This window comes from Burkholderia sp. FERM BP-3421, from assembly GCF_028657905.1.
GTDB lineage: Bacteria > Pseudomonadota > Gammaproteobacteria > Burkholderiales > Burkholderiaceae > Burkholderia.
Map to the genome: position 1 here is coordinate 1,916,037 of NZ_CP117781.1, position 17,542 is coordinate 1,933,578.

11 protein-coding genes and 2 pseudogenes are annotated in these 17,542 nt (G+C 68.1%); all 13 read right to left on the bottom strand.

From position 1 onward, the window contains the following. Positions 1-47 precede the first annotated feature (47 nt). Positions 48-1,412: pseudogene (gene tssK / locus Bsp3421_RS11505) on the bottom strand (type VI secretion system baseplate subunit TssK). Continuing rightward, the gene (locus Bsp3421_RS11510; RefSeq protein ID WP_273996088.1) at positions 1,409-1,990 is read right to left on the bottom strand and encodes a type VI secretion lipoprotein TssJ; all 582 of its coding nucleotides are present in this window, start codon (positions 1,988-1,990) and stop codon (positions 1,409-1,411) included. The pseudogene tssK and the gene Bsp3421_RS11510 overlap by 4 nt, the downstream one beginning before the upstream one ends. After that, on the bottom strand, positions 1,990-2,376 hold the full coding sequence (locus Bsp3421_RS11515; protein WP_273996089.1) for a DUF4150 domain-containing protein: 387 nt from the start codon (positions 2,374-2,376) through the stop codon (positions 1,990-1,992). Before Bsp3421_RS11515 ends, Bsp3421_RS11510 begins: the two co-directional genes overlap by 1 nt. 24 nt (positions 2,377-2,400) lie before the next feature. Continuing rightward, on the bottom strand, positions 2,401-3,012 hold the full coding sequence (locus Bsp3421_RS11520) for a DUF3540 domain-containing protein (protein WP_273996090.1): 612 nt from the start codon (positions 3,010-3,012) through the stop codon (positions 2,401-2,403). A 2-nt stretch (positions 3,013-3,014) separates the two neighbouring features. Beyond that, a complete protein-coding gene (locus tag Bsp3421_RS11525; protein WP_273996091.1) occupies positions 3,015-4,085 on the bottom strand; it encodes a pentapeptide repeat-containing protein in 1,071 nt (356 codons plus the stop codon). Further along, positions 4,082-6,307 carry a DUF2169 family type VI secretion system accessory protein gene (locus Bsp3421_RS11530; RefSeq protein ID WP_273996092.1) on the bottom strand — a complete coding sequence of 742 codons (2,226 nt, stop codon included), beginning with the start codon at positions 6,305-6,307 and terminating at the stop codon, positions 4,082-4,084. The genes Bsp3421_RS11525 and Bsp3421_RS11530 overlap by 4 nt, the downstream gene beginning before the upstream one ends. After that, complete coding sequence (locus Bsp3421_RS11535) at positions 6,307-8,598, bottom strand: type VI secretion system Vgr family protein (protein WP_273996093.1); 2,292 nt, start codon at positions 8,596-8,598, stop codon at positions 6,307-6,309. The genes Bsp3421_RS11530 and Bsp3421_RS11535 overlap by 1 nt, the downstream gene beginning before the upstream one ends. A gap of 13 nt (positions 8,599-8,611) precedes the next feature. Then, positions 8,612-10,903, bottom strand: coding sequence for a type VI secretion system Vgr family protein (locus Bsp3421_RS11540; protein WP_273996094.1), 2,292 nt, complete (start codon positions 10,901-10,903; stop codon positions 8,612-8,614). Next, positions 10,894-13,585, bottom strand: a pseudogene (gene tssH / locus Bsp3421_RS11545) (type VI secretion system ATPase TssH). Before tssH ends, Bsp3421_RS11540 begins: the two are co-directional and overlap by 10 nt. Before the next feature lie 2 nt (positions 13,586-13,587). After that, the gene (locus Bsp3421_RS11550) at positions 13,588-14,511 is read right to left on the bottom strand and encodes a type VI secretion system baseplate subunit TssG (RefSeq protein WP_273998357.1); all 924 of its coding nucleotides are present in this window, start codon (positions 14,509-14,511) and stop codon (positions 13,588-13,590) included. Positions 14,512-14,564: 53 nt separating this feature from the next. After that, positions 14,565-16,427: a type VI secretion system baseplate subunit TssF gene (tssF, locus tag Bsp3421_RS11555; protein ID WP_273996095.1), complete on the bottom strand. Its 1,863-nt coding sequence runs from the start codon at positions 16,425-16,427 to the stop codon at positions 14,565-14,567. A 16-nt stretch (positions 16,428-16,443) separates the two neighbouring features. Beyond that, positions 16,444-16,872 (bottom strand): GPW/gp25 family protein, encoded by a 429-nt coding sequence (locus Bsp3421_RS11560; RefSeq protein ID WP_273996096.1) that lies wholly within the window; start codon positions 16,870-16,872, stop codon positions 16,444-16,446. A 74-nt stretch (positions 16,873-16,946) separates the two neighbouring features. After that, on the bottom strand, positions 16,947-17,474 hold the full coding sequence (locus tag Bsp3421_RS11565; RefSeq protein ID WP_273995537.1) for an Hcp family type VI secretion system effector: 528 nt from the start codon (positions 17,472-17,474) through the stop codon (positions 16,947-16,949). Positions 17,475-17,542: the final 68 nt, after the last annotated feature.

The window sequence follows — 17,542 nt, forward strand, 5'->3', positions numbered from 1 at the left end:
AAAGGTTTCTGAGCAGGTTCATCGTGGATAGCGGTTCATATCGTGTGTCATGCCACCTTCCCGTCTCTCAAGCCCCAGGCTTCGAAACGCAGATCCGGAAAATCGCCGACGATGCGCAGCGCCATCGCCGAGCCGGCGAGCGTCTGCGTCCAGAACGGATCGGTCGATTCGACCTCGAAGTAGGTGCTTTGGGCGTAATAGGGAATCTGGCGCGGCGGGTTGGGCAGCGGGATCAGGCGGGCCCCCCGGCAGTTGCAGGTCCACCAGCTTCTGGATCTGTTCGACCGCGCCGAGCTTGGTCTGCTGCGGCAGCAGCTGGCGCAGCTTGTCGGCCGGCATCGCGGCCGACACCGCGAACACGAGCTTCTTCAGGTTCCACTGCTTGTCGACCACGCAGATATGGACCTGGTCGCCGCGATCCTCGAAGCGCAGCGGCAGCACCGGCGTCTCGATCACGCGCGCGAGCGCATGCCGCAAGGTGGCCGCGAGCGGCTCGAAGCTGCCTTGCAGGTCGTCGTGGCGGTAGCCGAAATCGCGCTCGGCCAGCTCCTCGTCGACGCCGGGCAGCACGCTCAGCCGCCCGAGCAGGCCGATCAGCTCGCGATACAGCAGCGCGGGCGGCAGCGGATCGAACGCATCGAGATGCGCGAGCCGCATCCGGTACTCGGCGATCGCCTGCCGCAGCAGCAGCTCGATCAGGTCCGCGATGCCCCCGCCCGCGGACAGCACCCGCTGCCCGGACGTATGCGCGAGGCGCACGCGCAGCGTGCTTTGCAGCTCTCGTCGATCAGCGAATTGAGCACGACGTGCGCGCGCGTGTCGAGCAGCGGCGGGATGAAGCGCGGATCGAGCAGCACCGTGCGGCTCGCGCTGCGCCCGGCCACGCGGGCGATCGGCAGCGCCGCTTCGTCCGAGCGCAGTTGCGACTTCCAGCACAGCCGCGTCGCCAGCTGCCCGGTCTCGATCGTCAGGCTGCGCGGCGTGCCCGGCGCGTCGAGGCCGACCGCGAGATCGGGCACGTCGGTGGTCATCGCCCGGTAGCGCGACGACGACGCTACCTCGCCGAAGGCCATTTCCGGGCCGCCGCTGCGCGCGGCCTGGATCGCGAGGCACGCGATGTCGCCCGCCTGCGCCCGTTCGGTCTCGAGCGGCGCGGGCAGCGGGTCGTGCGACGGCAGCGAGAATGCAGTGCCGTCCTGGAACACGCCGCGCGCGCCGCGCAGCGCGAGCCGGCCGAGGCCGAGCCCGTCCTGGTCGACGTCGAGCAGCGTGAAGCCCCAGCCGTGATTCACGGTTTGCCCGAGCCGCGACGCGACCTGATGGGACAAGTGGCGCTCCAGTTGCTGAAAATGCTGCGTCTCGATCAGCATGCCGTCGCTCCACGCGACCGGTCCAACCGGCAGACTGCTCATTGCCTGTATCTCCTCGTGCCCGAGCCGTGGCGTCGGGCGGGTTTGTCGGTTGCGGCGTCGGGGTTCGGCGCGCTCGCGGCGATGGGCGCGTCGGGCGGCAGCGGCACCGCGCCCGGCAACGACGCGTTGTAGATTCCGCTGCGATCGAGCCACACCGCGAGATGAAGCACCCCGCTTCCGTCGATGCGCACGCGCAAGGGCGCGTACTGGGCCGGACGCTGTGCGTAGTCGGCGTCCGCGACGAGCCAGATCTCGCCGCTGCGCGGCACGTCGATCCAGAACTGCAGCACCTGGTTCGGCGCGATCACATGGCGTGACACGCTTTCCACCGCGCCCTCCTGATCCTTGCCGGCGCACGGCGCGTCGCCGTTCGTCATCGGCACCCAGTCGGCCGCGCGCACGATGTACACGCACGACTGGATCGGCCGCGGCTCGCCGCTCGCGCCGACGTTCAGCCGGCTGCCGCCGACCAGCGTCACGTGCAGCTGGCGCGGGTCGACCGGTTTCGAACCGAACAGCGAGCAGCCCGACAGCAGGCCCAGCGCCAGCCCCGCAATCAGGATTCGGGCGAGCTTCATCAGCTGAGCGTCATCGTGATCGTCTGGGACGGCGCGATGGTCTGCCCGGCCGTGTTCTGGTTGTTGGGCAGGTTGGTGTCGGTCAGCCGGGTCTGGGGCGAGCCCTGGATCAGCACCTTGCCGGACCCCGTCACGTGGCGCGACTGCGCCGACACGGTGCCGGACGCGACCCCACCCATCGAACCCGGCTCGTCGCTGTGCGTGACGGGAATGATGGTGTTCATGTTGTGGACGGGACCGCCCGCGTAAATGATGTTGGTGACGTTCGGGACCGCCTCCGGCTTGTTCGCGATGTTCGAATACGACACGGGAATCGCGAGCGGCGGCGTCTTGCAGACGTCCGAGCCGGACAGCGCCATTCCACCCGCCGAGCAATTGGCAAACATGACAACCTCCTTGCGTTACACGCATCAACCCATGTGGATCTGGCCGGCGTCCATCTTGAGCAGGGCTTCCGCCGTCACGACCGCGCTTTGCGCATGCATGCCCAGGTGGCGCTCGGTATGGACGAACGTGTTGCCGGCATGCGTGGCGTCGGTGCCGCTGACGTGCGCGTGGCGCTCCGCCGCGGCCTCGGTGATCACTTCCGCGCGGCTCGACAGCTGCGCGGCTTCGAGCCCGAGCCGGTCGCGCGCCTGCACGCGCACGTCCTGCGCTTGCAGCAGGACCTCGGCCGCGCCGAAATCGAGCACGACGTCGGCCGCGTCACCACGCCGTTCGAGAATGGCGAGCACCCAGCATCCGTCCGCCGCCTGATAGAGCTGGACCAGATCGTCCGGCTGCGGCCTGACGACGCAGCTGACCGCCTGGCGGGCCAGCAGCACGCCGCCGGGCTCCACGTCGATCCGCCACCGGCCGTCGGTCTCTTCGCCCGTCACGCGACCGACCGATACGCGTCCGGCGGGGCCCGGCGAGAACGGCGCGGCAGCCCGCTTCAGCAGCGCGCGCATCGGTTCCGGCATCTCGCCGTCACTGGGGTCGACCTGCCGCTCGCGAGCGGCCTGCATCTCGATGATCGTCATCGTCACACTCCTCTGGCGCCCGGCTGGGCGCGTTGCCGCCACTGGCGGTCGTCTTCCGTTGCTGTATCGTCGAAGCTCGCGCGCTGCGTATCCGCCGCGCGCCAGACCTGCCTGGATTGGCCGACCAGCATCCCCGCCCGGCAATCCGCGCCGTTCAGGCCGACCTCCTCAAGCGTCGCGCCGCGCGCATCGAGTCCCGCCAGCTGCGCGGCGGCCAACTGCACGCGCGCGAGCTGCGCGTGACGCAGCGCGATGCGCGGCGCGCGCAGGCCGCGCAGGTCGCTGTCCCGCACCTGCGCGTGATCGAAGATCGCCTGCGGCAATTCCGTGTCGCGCATGGACAGGCCGCTCAGCTTCGCGTGATCGAAGCACGCGAGCGGCAGCCGGCTCGACGCGATCCCGCCGCCCGACCAGACGCTGTGCGACCACGCGGCCTGGTTCAGTTCCGATCCGCGCACGTTCATCCGATCGATCTGCGAATCGATCCAGCGCACGTTGATGCCCGTGCAAGCGTCGATCGAACACTCGGCGCAGTTGGACTGCCCGACGATGAAGTTGTCGAGCCGGCTCGCCCGCACTTGCAGCCCGCTCAGTTGCAGGCTGATCCAGGACGCATCGGACCAGTGGCCGCCGTCCAGCTCGACGCCCGTCAGCTCGCCCGCGATGAACGACGTATGCGCCGCGCGCACCGCGTCGAAACGCAGCGACGCACCGTTCGCCCTCGCGAAGATCACGTCCTTCAACAAGCTCTTCGACCAGGCCGCATCGCGTATCCCGCTGCCGGCGAACGACATGCCGCGCAGCACGCAATCGCTCCATGCGGTTTCGGCGATGCTGCAATCCTCGAAGACGAGACGCGTCAGCGCGCTGCGCACGAAGCGGTTCGCCTCGAAACGACAATTGACGAAGCGCAGGTTGGAGAGCCGGCATTCCGACCAGCTCACCCGCTCGAAATGGCAGTCGCGGTAGATCGTGTCGCTCAGTTCGAGCCCGTGATGCGACGTGGTGTAGCGCCGTCCCTCGATCACCTGGGGCAAGGCCGGCGTGGACACCGGCTCGCGGGGTGCGTTCATTCGTCCCTCCTCGGCACCGCGAGCACGCCGGTGTTCAGGTTGCCGCGCCATGCGCCGGATTCGGGCAGGTGGGCCCACGACGTGCGGGCGCGGATCAGGTTGCAGTCGCGCATCCGCGTCTCGCGCATGTCCGCGCCGTACAGCATCGTCTCCTTGAGCGAGCAGCGGTCGAACGACGCGCCGCTCAGGTGGGCATGCGTGACGTTCGCGCCGTCGAGCTGCGTGCAGGTCCAGCTCGAGCGCTCCGCCTTCAGGTGCTGCGCGTTGAGCTGCATGAACGAGCAGTGGTCGACCTGCACCGACGACGCCCGCAGATCCTGGAAGCTCGACGCGTTGAACAGGCAGTCGCAGAGGATGGAGCGGTCGATCGAGGTGCCATGCGACAGCACCGCGAACGTCAGCACGTTCTTGCGCCAGGTGCTCGCCGACAGGTCGCTCAGCAGCACGCTCGGCTTCATCAGACGGCAATGCGACAGCGTGAGGCCCGGCATCCCGCATTCGACCAGCCCGAGATTGCCGGCGCTCACGCGGCTCCAGGTCCAGTGACGCGCCTCGACGCCGTTCCACGACACGCTGTCCCATTCGGTGTCCTGCACGACGCCGCGGATGCCGCCGCGCCCCTTCACCGTCACCATCGACCACGATCCGCCCGACACCGACAGATCGTCGAGCCCACAGTCGTCGAGGTTGACCCGCTCCAGCGCGACGCCGCGCCATGCGCTGCGCGCCAGATCGCCGCGCGCAATCGCGCCGCCCGTCCAGACGAGATCGTCGAACGTCGTATCGGCGAACCCGCAATCGACCGCATGCACGTTCGTCAGCTGGCAATGGCGCCAGGTGCTGTGGGCGAACCGGCAGCGCTCGAACCGCACGTTTTCGAAACGCCAGCCATCGAGATGCAGCGAGGTCAGGTCGGCTCCGCGGATCGTTGCATCCGACAGCGCCATGCTGCCGGCCTGGCTGAAGCGTCGCCGCCAGTCGATGCCGTCGGCCGGCGCGGCGGGCAGCGTCGTCTGCTGCGAGGCTTGCTTGAATGCGTTCATGCGGGCCAGCCCCTGCTGCGCCTCCACGAGACTCCGGCGATGGCGCGCGAGACGCTCGCCGACTTCCTCCCGCGTGCGTGGCGGCGGCGCGAAACGCGGATGGTCGTCGGTGTCGAGGATCAGTTCCCAGACCCAGTTCCGCTCGACGGCCGGCATCAACGCATGGTCGGCCTGCTGGAGCGGATCGGTGTCGGTCAGGTCGGCGCGCTGCGCCGCGAAGGCCGTCAGCATGCCGACGTCGATGGGCTCGTCCGCGTCCTTGAACGCGGCGATCAGCGTCGCCGGGCTGTCGTCGAGCACGTAGTCGGTGCGGATCGCGCCGTTCCACCACAGCACGCCGAGGTCGTGGTCCGGCAGCAGCCAGATGGTCTGCTGCCGCAGCGGCACCGGCTCGACGCCCGCCCGGTTCCCGCGCAGGATCATCGCCACCGCCGTCAGGCGCGGCAGCGCACCCACGCACCCTTCGCCGCGCGGGCCGAAGCCGCCGAGTTCGAAGCGGGCGCCCGGCGTCCAGCTGTCGTGGCGCGACCATTGGTCCGGCGCGGCCAACTGGAAGTAGCGCAGGTCGACGTGTTCCGGCCAGCCCATGTGCGTGCCGTCGCGCGCCATCGCCTCGGCCGTGCCCGGCCGGCTCGGCATCCATTGGTGACGCTCGGGCCAGTCGCTGCCGAGCGCGCCCATCGCGGCCAGCGGGTCCGGCCCGACGCCGAGCGCGCCCACGCGCTGCAGCGGCGCGGAACCCGACGCCCGGCCGAGCGGGTTCTCGCGCGCGCCGCCCGCGACCGCCTGGGCCGGATCGATCGCGAGTCGTGCGAACCCATCGGATTGCGCCTGTTCGTCGACCGTCGCGCGACACGACACGGTCTTGCGCACGCCGTCGAGTTCGACCCAGGCGGCCCAGTCGATCGCGCGTCCGCACGCGCCGGCCGGCGCGCGCTGCACTGAATGCCCGGCGAGCAGCCACTCCGCGCAGCGCTTCGGCATGGCCGCCTCGGTCAGCGGCACCGACGGCGCCGCCGCCTTCAGCGCCTCCCAGACCGCCGCCTCGTGCACGAGGATGGCCGGGTCGCTGAGCCGGAATCCCACCCCGACACTGATCGCGAACATCGGCGTCGAGCCGATCTGGGTGCGCGTCGTCGCGACGAGCGCGGCTTGAGGTTTGATGTGTCGGACCGGCATCAGCTTTTCACCTGCATGCCGAGTTTCTTCAAATCCACGCCCACGTCCGAGTATTCGGCGCCGGTGTACGAGTAACTGAATCCCGTATGGCTGATCTTGCTGCCCGTGGTCGACACGCTCGACCCTGTGTTCGACATATCGCTTCCTGTGGTTGACATATCCGTTCCCGTCACGCTCGTCGAGGTTCCTTTTATCGAGGTCGACACGCCAGTGATGTCCGTCGACACGCCGGTGTTCGAGATCGACGTGCCGGTGATGCTCGTCGATGTCCCGGTCACCGACGTATCCGTGCCCGTCATGCCCGTCGATGTGCCCGTGTACGACAGCGACACGCCCTTCATGCTCTGCGACTGCCCCGTCGCCGACATGTCGACGTCCGTCATCGACGATGAAATACCCGTCATGCTGTTCGACACGCCCGTCACCGAGTTGCTCGTTCCCGTCAGGCTGGTGGACACCCCGGTCATCGACGTCGACACCCCCGTGAAATCCGTGCTGACACCCTTGAACGAGGTGCTCACACCGGTGAAGTCGGTCGACACGCCGGTAAACGAAGTCGAGACGCCCGTGAAGCTGGTGCTGACGCCGGTAAATGAAGTGTCGAGCCCGGTGAACGACGCCGATACGCCCGTGAAGCCCACCGATAGGCCCGTGTACGACACCGCGATGCCCGTAAAGCTGACCGTGATCCCGATCACCGACGTCGACGTGCGCTCCACCGTGAGGTTTTTATCCTGGCCGACCGCCTTCGAATCGTTGCGCTCCACGGTGTGCTGCATGTCGCGTTCGGCATGGATCATCACGCGCTCCGCGCCGCGCTGGTCGTCGAACGTCAGCTGGCTCGCGTTTTGCGCCTGCCCGGCCAGCTTGGTCGAGCGCGACACGATCCCCGTGTAGCGGGTGTCCTTCGGCAGGTCGTAAGGCGTCGGGTTCTCGCCGTTGTAGACGATCCCCGTCGCGAGCGGCCGGTCCAGATCGCCGTCCACGTAGGTCACCACCACCTCCTGCCCGACCCGCGGCATCGCGATCACGCCCCAGCCCTTGCCCGCCCACGCCTGCGACACCCGGATCCAGCACGACGCATCCGCTTCCGTCGTCTTGTAGCGGTCCCAGTGGAAATGCACCTTGATCCGGCCCAGCTTGTCCGTGTACACCTCGGACACCTGCGGCCCCACCACCGTCGCGCTCTGGATGCCCGGCACCCTAGGCCGTCGCGTCAGCAGCAGCGGTCGGTAGGGCTGGTCGTCGGCGAGCGCACTGAATTTCACCGAGACATTGCGCCCCTTCGACGTGCTGTCCGGGCCATCCTGGATGAACGACAGTTCGCTGCCGATCACGTAGTAGCGGCGATTCCGGTTCAGCGCCGGATAACCGACCAGCGTGAACGCCTGGCCGGTCGTCAGGCCCCGCGCGTTCGCCTCGCCGACCAGCACGTGCGCATCCGCCTGGAACGCCTCCAGCCGCAGCCGCGCGAGACGCTCGCCCTTCTCGGCGTCCTGATACCCCGTCGCATAGTCGTAGTATTCGAGCTGCACACCCGCCAGCCCCGGCCCCGGTTCCGTCTGCGCATCGCTGTCCAGACGGTTCGACGGCGACCAGTAGTTGAAGTCGCGCAGCGCGACGTTGTTCGAGCGCACCTGCCGGCTGCGCTGCAACCGCTGCACGCCTTCGCGCCCCTGGATCGCGCGCCCTTCCTCGCCGTCCGGCAGGTATTGAAGCTGGCCGAACTGGGACGGCTGGTCCTCGAAGCGCTGCGTGTCAGACAGCACCACCACGTGACGCTCGTTCTCGTGCTCGACCCAGAAATAGATGCCTTCGTCCTCCAGCAGCCGCTTGACGAAGTTCAGGTCCGTCTCCTGGAACTGCACGCAGTACTCGCGCGGCTCGTAGTTTCCTTCCAGTTCGAACCGATAGTCCGTGCGCTGATGCCCCTGGAACACCTGCTCGACGATCTCCGGCACGGTCAGGTTCTGGAAGATCCGGCTGTTGCGGTTCTCCTCCAGGAACGACAGCCAGCTTTTCAATTCAAGCGTATAGGTGTACTGCCCGCTCAACTGCCCCGTGTCGTAGCCGCCGAACACGTAGGTGCTGAACGTGCGCACAGCACCGTTGCCAAGGTCGATGTCGGCGAACAACGGCGTGCCGAGCAATTCGTCGAGGTCCAATTCCGGGTCTCGGCTCAACAGCTCGAAACGGTAGGACGGTTCCCGCGACAAGCGTTCGTCGGCCGTCAGGGACAGCGCGATGCTGCCCGGATCCAGCACGTCGCTGCGCAGTTCGATCAGGCGCATGTCGGCTCTCCCATCAGCTTTTCACCTGCATGCCGAGCTTCTTCAGATCCACGCCCACGTCCGAGTAGCTGGCGCCCGTATAGGAATAGCTGAAGCCCGTGGTCGACACGCTGCTGCCCGTGGTCGACACGCTCGACCCTGTCGTGCCCACCGAGCTACCGGTCGTCGACATGCTCGATCCCGTCACGCTCGTCGAACTGCCCGTGGTCGAGGTCGACACGCCAGTGATGCTGGTCGACGTGCCCGTGTTCGAGATCGACGTGCCGGTGATGCTCGTCGACGTGCCGGTCACCGACGTGCTCGTGCCGGTCATGCTCGACGACGTGCCCGTGTACGACAGCGACACGCCCGTCATGCTCTGCGACTGCCCCGTCGCCGACGTACTGACATCCGTCATCGACGACGAGATCCCGGTCATGCTGTTCGACACGCCCGTCACCGAGTTGCTCGTTCCCGTCAGGCTGGTGGACACCCCGGTCATCGACGTCGACACCCCCGTGAACCCCGTGCTGACGCCGGTAAACGACGTGCTCACGCCCGTGAAGCCGGTCGACACGCCGGTAAACGAGGTCGACACGCCCGTAAAGCTGGTGCTGACGCCGGTAAACGAGGTGCTGAGCCCGGTGAACGATGCCGACACGCCGGTGAACCCCACCGATAGGCCCGTGTACGACACCGCGATGCCCGTAAAGCTGACCGTGATCCCGATCACCGACGTCGACGTGCGCTTCACCGTGAGGTTTTTATCCTGGCCGACCGCCTTCGAATCGTTGCGCTCCACGGTGTGCTGCATGTCGCGTTCGGCGTGGATCATCACGCGCTCCGCGCCGCGCTGGTCGTCGAACGTCAGCTGGCTCGCGTTCTGCGCCTGCCCCGCCAGCTTGGTCGAACGCGACACCAGCCCCGTGTAGCGCGTGTCCTTCGGCAGGTCGTAGGGCGTCGGGTTCTCGCCGTTGTAGACGATCCCCGTCGCGAGCGGCCGATCCAGATCGCCGTCCACGTAGGTCACCACCACTTCCTGCCCGACCCGCGGCATCGCGATCACGCCCCAGCCCTTGCCCGCCCACGCCTGCGACACCCGGATCCAGCACGACGCGTCCGCTTCCGTCGTCTTGTAGCGATCCCAGTGGAAATGCACCTTGATCCGGCCCAGCTTATCCGTGTACACCTCGGACACCTGCGGCCCCACCACCGTCGCGCTCTGGATGCCCGGCACCTCCGGACGCTTCGTCACGAGCAGCGGCCGGAACGGCTGGTCGTCGGCGAGCGCGCGGAACTTCACCGTCACGTTGCGGCCTTTCGACGTGCTGTCCGGGCCATCCTGGATGAACGACAACTCACTGCCGATCACGTAGTAGCGGCGATTCCGGTTCAGCGCCGGATAGCCGACCAGCGTGAACGCCTGGCCGGTCGTCAGGCCCCGCGCGTTCGCCTCGCCGACCAGCACGTGCGCATCCGCCTGGAACGCCTCCAGCCGCAGGCGCGCGAGACGCTCGCCCTTCTCGGCGTCCTGATACCCCGTCGCATAGTCGTAGTATTCGAGCTGCACGCCCGACAGCCCCGGCCCCGGCTCCGTCTGCGCATCGCTGTCCAGACGATTCGACGGCGACCAGTAGTTGAAGTCGCGCAGCGCGACGTTGTTCGAGCGCACCCGCCGGGTCCGCTGCAGGCGCTGCACGCCTTCGCGTCCCTGGATCGCGCGCCCTTCCTCGCCGTCCGGCAGGTATTGAAGCTGGCCGGACTGGGACGGCTGGTCGGCGAAGCGCTGCGTGTCGGACAGCACCACCACGTGACGCTCGTTCTCGTGCTCGACCCAGAAATAGATGCCTTCGTCCTCCAGCAGCCGCTTGACGAAGTTCAGGTCGGTTTCCTGGAACTGCACGCAGTACTCGCGCGGCTCATACGTGCTTTCGAGATCGAACCGGTAGTCGGTACGCTGATGCCCCTGGAACACCTGCTCGACGATCTCCGGCACGGTCAGGTTCTGGAAGATCCGGCTGTTGCGGTTCTCCTCCAGGAACGACAGCCAGCTCTTCAGTTCAAGCGTATAGGTGTACTGCCCGCTCAACTGCCCCGTGTCGTAGCCACCGAACACGTAGGTGCTGAACGTGCGCACCGCACCGTTGCCGAGGTCGATGTCGGCGAACAACGGCGTGCCGAGCAATTCCTCGAGGTCCAATTCCGGGTCTCGGCTCAGCAGCTCAAGACGGTAAGACGGTTCCCGCGACAAGCGTTCGTCGGCCGTCAGGGACAGCGCGATGCTGCTCGGGGCCAGTACGTCACTGCGCAATTCGATCAGGCGCATACCGAGGCTCCTTCCGATCCGGCGTGGATCGAAGCGTGCGGTTCTTGCGGTTCTTGCGGTTCTTGCGGTTCTTGCGGCAGCGTGACTTCGTCCGAAGCCGTGCCCGGCAGCGCGTCGTCAGCATCGTCATCGTCGAACGTAAGCGACAACGTGTCGCCGGCCGACAGCCGCACGCTGCGCAGCGTCCTGCCCTCCGCCCGCGCGGCGAGCACGCCGCGCGCCACCGCCGGCAGCACATGCTGGCGCAGCAGGTCGCGCACCGCGCGACCGTTGGCCGGGGTGCTGCGCGACCGCCCGGGCCACCCAGCCCGCGACCGCCTCGTCCACGCGCCAGTCCAGCCCGTTCTGCGCGAGCCGCTCGCCGATCTCGTCGAGCGCCTGGCCCGCGATGCCCGTCAGCGCTTCGGCATCGAGCGGCCGGAACGCGACCACCTGGATCCGCGCGAGCAGCGCCGGCGAGAACCGCTCGCGCAACCGCTCGTACACCCGCGCCGCGAGCTTCGCCTGCGACACCTGCGGGTCCGCCTTGCACGACGCCTCGATCTCCGCATCGCCCAGATTCGTGGTCAGCAGGATCAGGCTGTTGCGGAAGCTGATGCGACGTCCTTCGCCGTCCTCCATCCAGCCCTGGTCGAACACCTGATAGAACACTTCGTGGATGTCCGGATGCGCGCGATCGAACTCGTCGAGCAACAGCACGCTGTACGGCTTCTTGCGGATCGCCTCGGTCAGCCGGCCGCCCTTGCCGTAGCCGACATAGCCCGGCGGCGCGCCCTTCAGCGTCGACGCCGTGTGCGCCTCCTGGAATTCGTTCATGTTGAACTGCACGAGATTGCGCTCGCCACCGAACAGCAGTTCGGCGAGCTTCGCCGCGGCCTGGCTCTTGCCCGTGCCCGTCGGCCCCGCGAACAGCATCACGCCGAGCGGCCGATGCGGATCGCCAAGACCCGAATGCGACAGGTGCAGCGCCTGCGCGATCGCCCGCATGCCGTCCGCCTGCCCATGGATCGACGCACCGAGCGCGCGCTCCAGATCGACGATCCGCTGCGCCTCGTCCTGCGCCAGCTGCGCGACGGGAACACCGGTCCACTCCGCCAGCACCTCCGCGATCACATGCTCGTCGACCCACGGCCGCACCCAGCGATCGGCTTCCGCCAGCGCCGCGCTGTCTCCCGTTTCCTCGGCCGACGCGCGCATCCGCGCGAGCCACGCGCCGACTTCCTCGCGCTGGGTCGCGACCACGCCTTCGAGCGTGCGCGCCTCTTGCACGAGATGGTCGCGCTGCGTCTCCAGCTCGGCCTCGTCGCCGGGTGTCGAAACCCCCATGCGCCGGTCGCTCGCGCGCCAGTCGAGCGTCTGCCCGATCGCCTGCGCCTGTTGCCCGAGCCGTTCCAGTTCGGCCGGCGCGCAGCGCTGGCTCATCGCCACCCGCGCGCAGGCCGTGTCGAGCAGGCCGATCGCCTTGTCCGGCAGCCGCCGCGCCGGCAGGTAGCGGCGCGACAGCGCCACCGCGCTGCGCAGCGCCGCATCGACGATATGCACTCCGTGATGCTCGGCGAAGCGCGACGCGATGGTCCGCAGCATGCCCACCGCCGCCGCGTCGTCCGGCTCCTCGACCGGCACCGCCTGGAACCGCCGCACGAGCGCCGCGTCAGGCTCGATGTACTGCTTGTACTCGGACCACGTCGTCGCCGCGACCATCCGCAGCTGCCGCGCGCGAGCATCGGCGATCAGGTTCGCGGCGTCGCCCGTGCCCGCCGAGCCGCCCGCGCCGATCAGCGTGTGGGTTTCGTCGCAGAACAGGATGATCGGCGCGGGCGCGGCGATCACCGCGTCGACCAGCGTCTTCAGGCGCTGCTCGAACTCGCCGCGCACGCCCGCGCCCGCCTGCAGACGGGCCAGATCGAGCGCCCACACCTGCGCGCCCAGCAGCCCCGGCGGCACCGCGCCCGCGTGGATCTTCTGCGCGAGCGCCTCGACCACGGCCGTCTTGCCCACGCCCGCCTCCCCGACCAGGATCGGGTTGTTCTGGCGACGCCGCGACAGCACGTCGATCACGGTGCGCAGTTCGTCGTCGCGACCGACGACCGGATCCAGCTCGCCACGCGCCGCCTGATCGGTCAGGCAGGTCGCCCATTTCGCGAGCGCGTCGTCCGGCGCCGCCGCGTCGACGGACGCATCGACGTCACCCGACGACGGGCTCTCGATCGCCTCAGGCCACCCGGCGGCCAACGCCTCGTAGCGTTTCACGACCTCGTCGATCGCGACCGACGTGAGGCCCTGCGGACAGCGCTGCTGGAGCCAGCGGCGCGTGACATCGTCGTCGAGCCACGCCAGCAGCAGGTGGCCCGAGCGCACCTTGCCCGACGGCGCGGCGACCTGGCTCCAGATCACGGCCGGACCCACGCTGCGCTCCAGCGACGCGGAAATGTCGCGCAGCGAATCGCCGCCCACGTCGAACGTATCGAGCGCCTTCTCCAGCCGGCGCTTGAGATCGCCGACGTCGTGGCCCCATTCGGCGAACAGTTTCGCCAGATCGCTCTGCTCGCGCTGCAACAGGCACAACGCCCAGTGATCGAGGTCGATGAAAGTATGACGGCGCGAACGGCCCAGCACCGTGGCGTCGACCAAAGCCGCATAAGTCGTGCGGCCGAGACAGTTGAAGATACGTTCCCGATTCACGTTTAGTTCCGAAAAGATTCGTAGATAGTCAGCGTGCGCAGCGCATGATCCGGCCGCGACCACGCATCGACGCCGATGCGCATGCGCCCGACTTTCCCCGCCAGCTCAGGGCGCGTTCGTACTTCGACCTTGATGACAGGGTCGATCCTTCCGTCCACAAAGTCCGTCGCGACCGCGCATACCGCCATCACGGCCGCCGACCGGCGTTGCCAACGGTGAAACTCCTCGGCCTCGATCGGGCCGATCACGATCTCCATCGAATGCTGGACATCCCAGATCCGCGCGCCGAGCCGCCAGCCGCCCAGCCGCCGGCCGCCGCGCGGAGCCGGCGGCACCGGAATCCAGCGTCCGTGGCGCGGCAGGATCCGCAGCGGCACGCGAAAGTAGCCGGCCAGCATCCGCCGCAGGTCGCCGAGCGAGCGCCGCGGCGCGCAATACACGCCGGGAAACGCGCGCCGGCACGCTTGGGCGTCCCGATCCGGCGAGGCCTCGCCGGATCGACGAGCCGCGTTCGCGAGCGTGGTGACCCGTTCGACGAACGGATTGCGCGCACGCTCGTAGCCCAGCACCGGGTGCATCGCCGACCAGGCGCTGTAATGCAGCCACGCCAGATCGCCGCAGGCCACGTTGACGAAGCGCTCGAACGCCGCATTGCGCTCGAAACGCTTCTCCTGCATGGCGTGTTCGGTCACGTGCAACGGCAGCGGACCGAATGGCGCGAACAGGCCGAAGTGCCGCTGGGTGATCTTGACCCGCGGGTGATCGTCCGCGTCGACGAAGCGGGTCTGCTCGACCGTCACGTTCGCCACCTCGGTGCTCGCGAAGCGCATGTCGGCCGACTGCTCGATGCGCAGCCACGCGGGGCTGCGCCGCGCGCGCCGCGGCGGCCCGCCCAGTTCCCGCTCCAGCACCTCGACGCGGCGCATCAGCTCGAAGAAGGTGCGGCGTGGCGTCAGCGCCCGCTCAACGCGTGCGAGCCTCACAGCAGCCTCCCGTCGCCGACGGCCGTGTTGACGTGGGTGCTGACGGTTTCGCCGTCGAGCCGCACGATCGTCTCGATGCCGTCGTTGAGCGTCGCCGCCTCGCCGAGCGCCTGCGCCAGCACCCGGCCGAACAGCCAGCCGCCGCGGTCTGAGTGGGCGCTTTCCGCGACGTCGATCTCCACCCGCGTCGCCCGCACCAGCGCGAGCGGCGTCGCCCGGCCCGCCGCGATGAAACGCGCCCCGAGGTGCACCGAACGCAGGCTGTCGATGCGCTGGCGGTCGAGCGCGTCGTCGCGGTTGGCCGCCAGCAGCAATTGCTCGACGATGCGGGCGGTGACGTCCTGCGACTGCCCGGCCCGCAGCGCGAGCGGACTCTGGCCGAGCTGCGCGGTCGCATCCCAGCATGCCTCGACGGGCGGCGCGCCGCGCGGCGCACTGGCGGGCCACAGGCACTCGATGCGCCGCACCCCGACGGGATCGAGCAGGCTCAGCTCGGCGTCGAGCAGCGCCGACGGCCGCCAGTCGCGATCGGCCACCAGCGCCCTGCCGGTGATCGACGCGATGCCGTCCAGCTCGATGCTGTCGTCGAACGTCGAGACCGCGATCAGGTCGTGGCTCGCGAGCGGATCGAAGCGATCGCGCCGCACGCCGTCGGCGAGCAGCGCGTTCTCGCGCCGCAGGCTGTAGCGCACCGCCTCGTCGCGCGCCCCGTAGCCGCCCGTCTCCAGCACGGAACGCGCGGCGTGCGCCCGGCCGTCGCTTTCGCACACGCGCACCTCCGTCAGTCCCCATAGATGGTGGGCGGCGGGCGACATGCGGTCGACCGGAATCCATTGCTCGGTCAGGTTGGGGTCGTACGGCACCGGGTCGAAGCGCTTCGTGTACAGGTTGATCGCCGGGGTCGCGAACAGGCGGAACTGGCTCGCCTCGACTTCGCCGACGAGGCCCGTCGGCACGTGCCGCAGCGCGAAGAACAGCTCGAAGGCGCGCGCGGACGGATCGACCGCCGCGACGCGTGCGAGCACGTCGAGATAGACGCCCAGGAGGCGGGTCGGCTGCGCGAAATACTCGCGCATCAGCCGCAGGCCGGGCAGCCCGCCGAAATCAGGCGGCAGCAGCGCCTCGGCATCGTCAACGCCGGACAGGCGGATGCCCGCCGCGGGCAGCGTCAGCACCTCGTCGCCGCGCCGGGTCGGCACCACCGCGTACCAGGCGCTACTCGACGCCAGCAGCGCCTGATGCAGCGCATAGGCGCGCGGCAAGTCGCCGGCAAGGCTCAGGTGCAGCGGCGCGAAGCCGCCGTCGCCGCGCCCCAGTTCGCCAACCGTCGTCAGCCCTTCCAGCTCGAAGCGAAAACGCAGCACCGCCTGCGAAGACGCCAGTTGCTGGGCTAGTTGGGACGGCAATCCGTTCAGGCTCCGGCTGCACTCGACTTGCGCGATGCGCAACGGCAGCAAGGTCACGTCGCGCGCGGTGGAAAACGTGACGGGCAGCTTGCGCCCGGGCAGACGGGCCGAGATCAGCGAACCGCGCGGCAGCGTGCTGCCCCGGAACGCTTCCGGTGACGCCAGGTCCGGGTGAAACGCAAAACTCGAAATGGCAGGCGTGGCCGCCATGAACAACGGGCAGACCCGCCCGAGCGCTTGCTGCGCGAACTCCGCGCATTCGCGATCGAGGCGCGTCTGCACCCTTGCCGACAGATAGGCCACACCTTCAAGCAACCTCTCGACGAACGGATCGGTCACTGCATCCGGATGCAGGCCGAGCGCCGATGCGACCTGCGGGTGCTCCTTCGAAAAGCGGGCCCCCGCGTCGCGCAGCTGACGCAATTCGTCGTTGTAATGGTCCAGGAAATTCATGATCGTTCGCCGTTCGTCATTCGCCGACCAGACTGAAATAACCACTGAGATAGTCGAGCGCGAGGCTCACCCTGATTTCCGCCCCGTCGTCACGGGACAGCGTCAAGATGTCGAAATACATCGTCTGCGGCGCGTGCCGGGCGCCGCCGGCTCTCGGCTGCACCACGGTCCGCCCGCTGTCCACGCGCGGCTCGAAGCGGCGTATCACCTCGCAGATGTGCGAAGCCGTACGCACCGGATCGATCCGGGTGGCGCCGCCCAACTGCAGCGGCGGGCAACCGTAGTTCAGCACCGAATAGGCGGCCGGACTGCTGTCCGACACGCCGATCCGCGCGCCGCGCGATGCACAGTTCATCAACTCGACCAGGTGATGCCCGACGACGTCCTGGAGCGAGTCGCGACGAAACCGTCTCGACAGCTTGTTGTAGAGTGGATGCGCGCTCACATGCGTATTCCTGCGTGTCGCGCCCTAGGTCGCCACACGTCCATGGTTTGCTCGAAAAGAAAACGCGCGGCCGATCAGATCGCCGAGTTCAGCTTGAGGTCGTAGCCGGCCTTGATCACCGCGCCCATCGTGCCGTCGTTGCCCTGCTCGCGGTACTCGAACTCGATCTTCGCGAAGTTGATCTTGATCTCGTCCGTCGGCAGCACGTTGTCGACCTCGCCGCTGCCATGGCCCAGTTGCGAGAACGGCATGTTGCCGAGCGTGCGGAACGACGACACCAGCCCGCTTTCGAACGAAATCGTCAGAAACTCCTGCTGGCCCTTGCCCGACTTGCGGCAGATCAGCTTGGCGCTGGGGATGTGGTCGCCGGTCGCGCACATCAGGAACAGTTTCGGCGAGGCCTTGTTCGACACCATCCGGAACTCGAAATCCTTCATCTCGACCTTCCCCGCACCGCCGCCGCTGCCGAAGCCCCAGCGACCCGAGTTTTCTTCCGCCCACTGCCAGCTCTGGATCTGGATAAGGTTGGGATATTGCTTATCGATCGACTCGCCATCAACGCCGTCGATCTTCAGAAAATAGTCGACCAATGCTTTGGACATCCTGAGAACTCCTAATATATTTCAAGAAATGAAACAAGCTCACCATGCGTGCAACGACACCGCGCCAC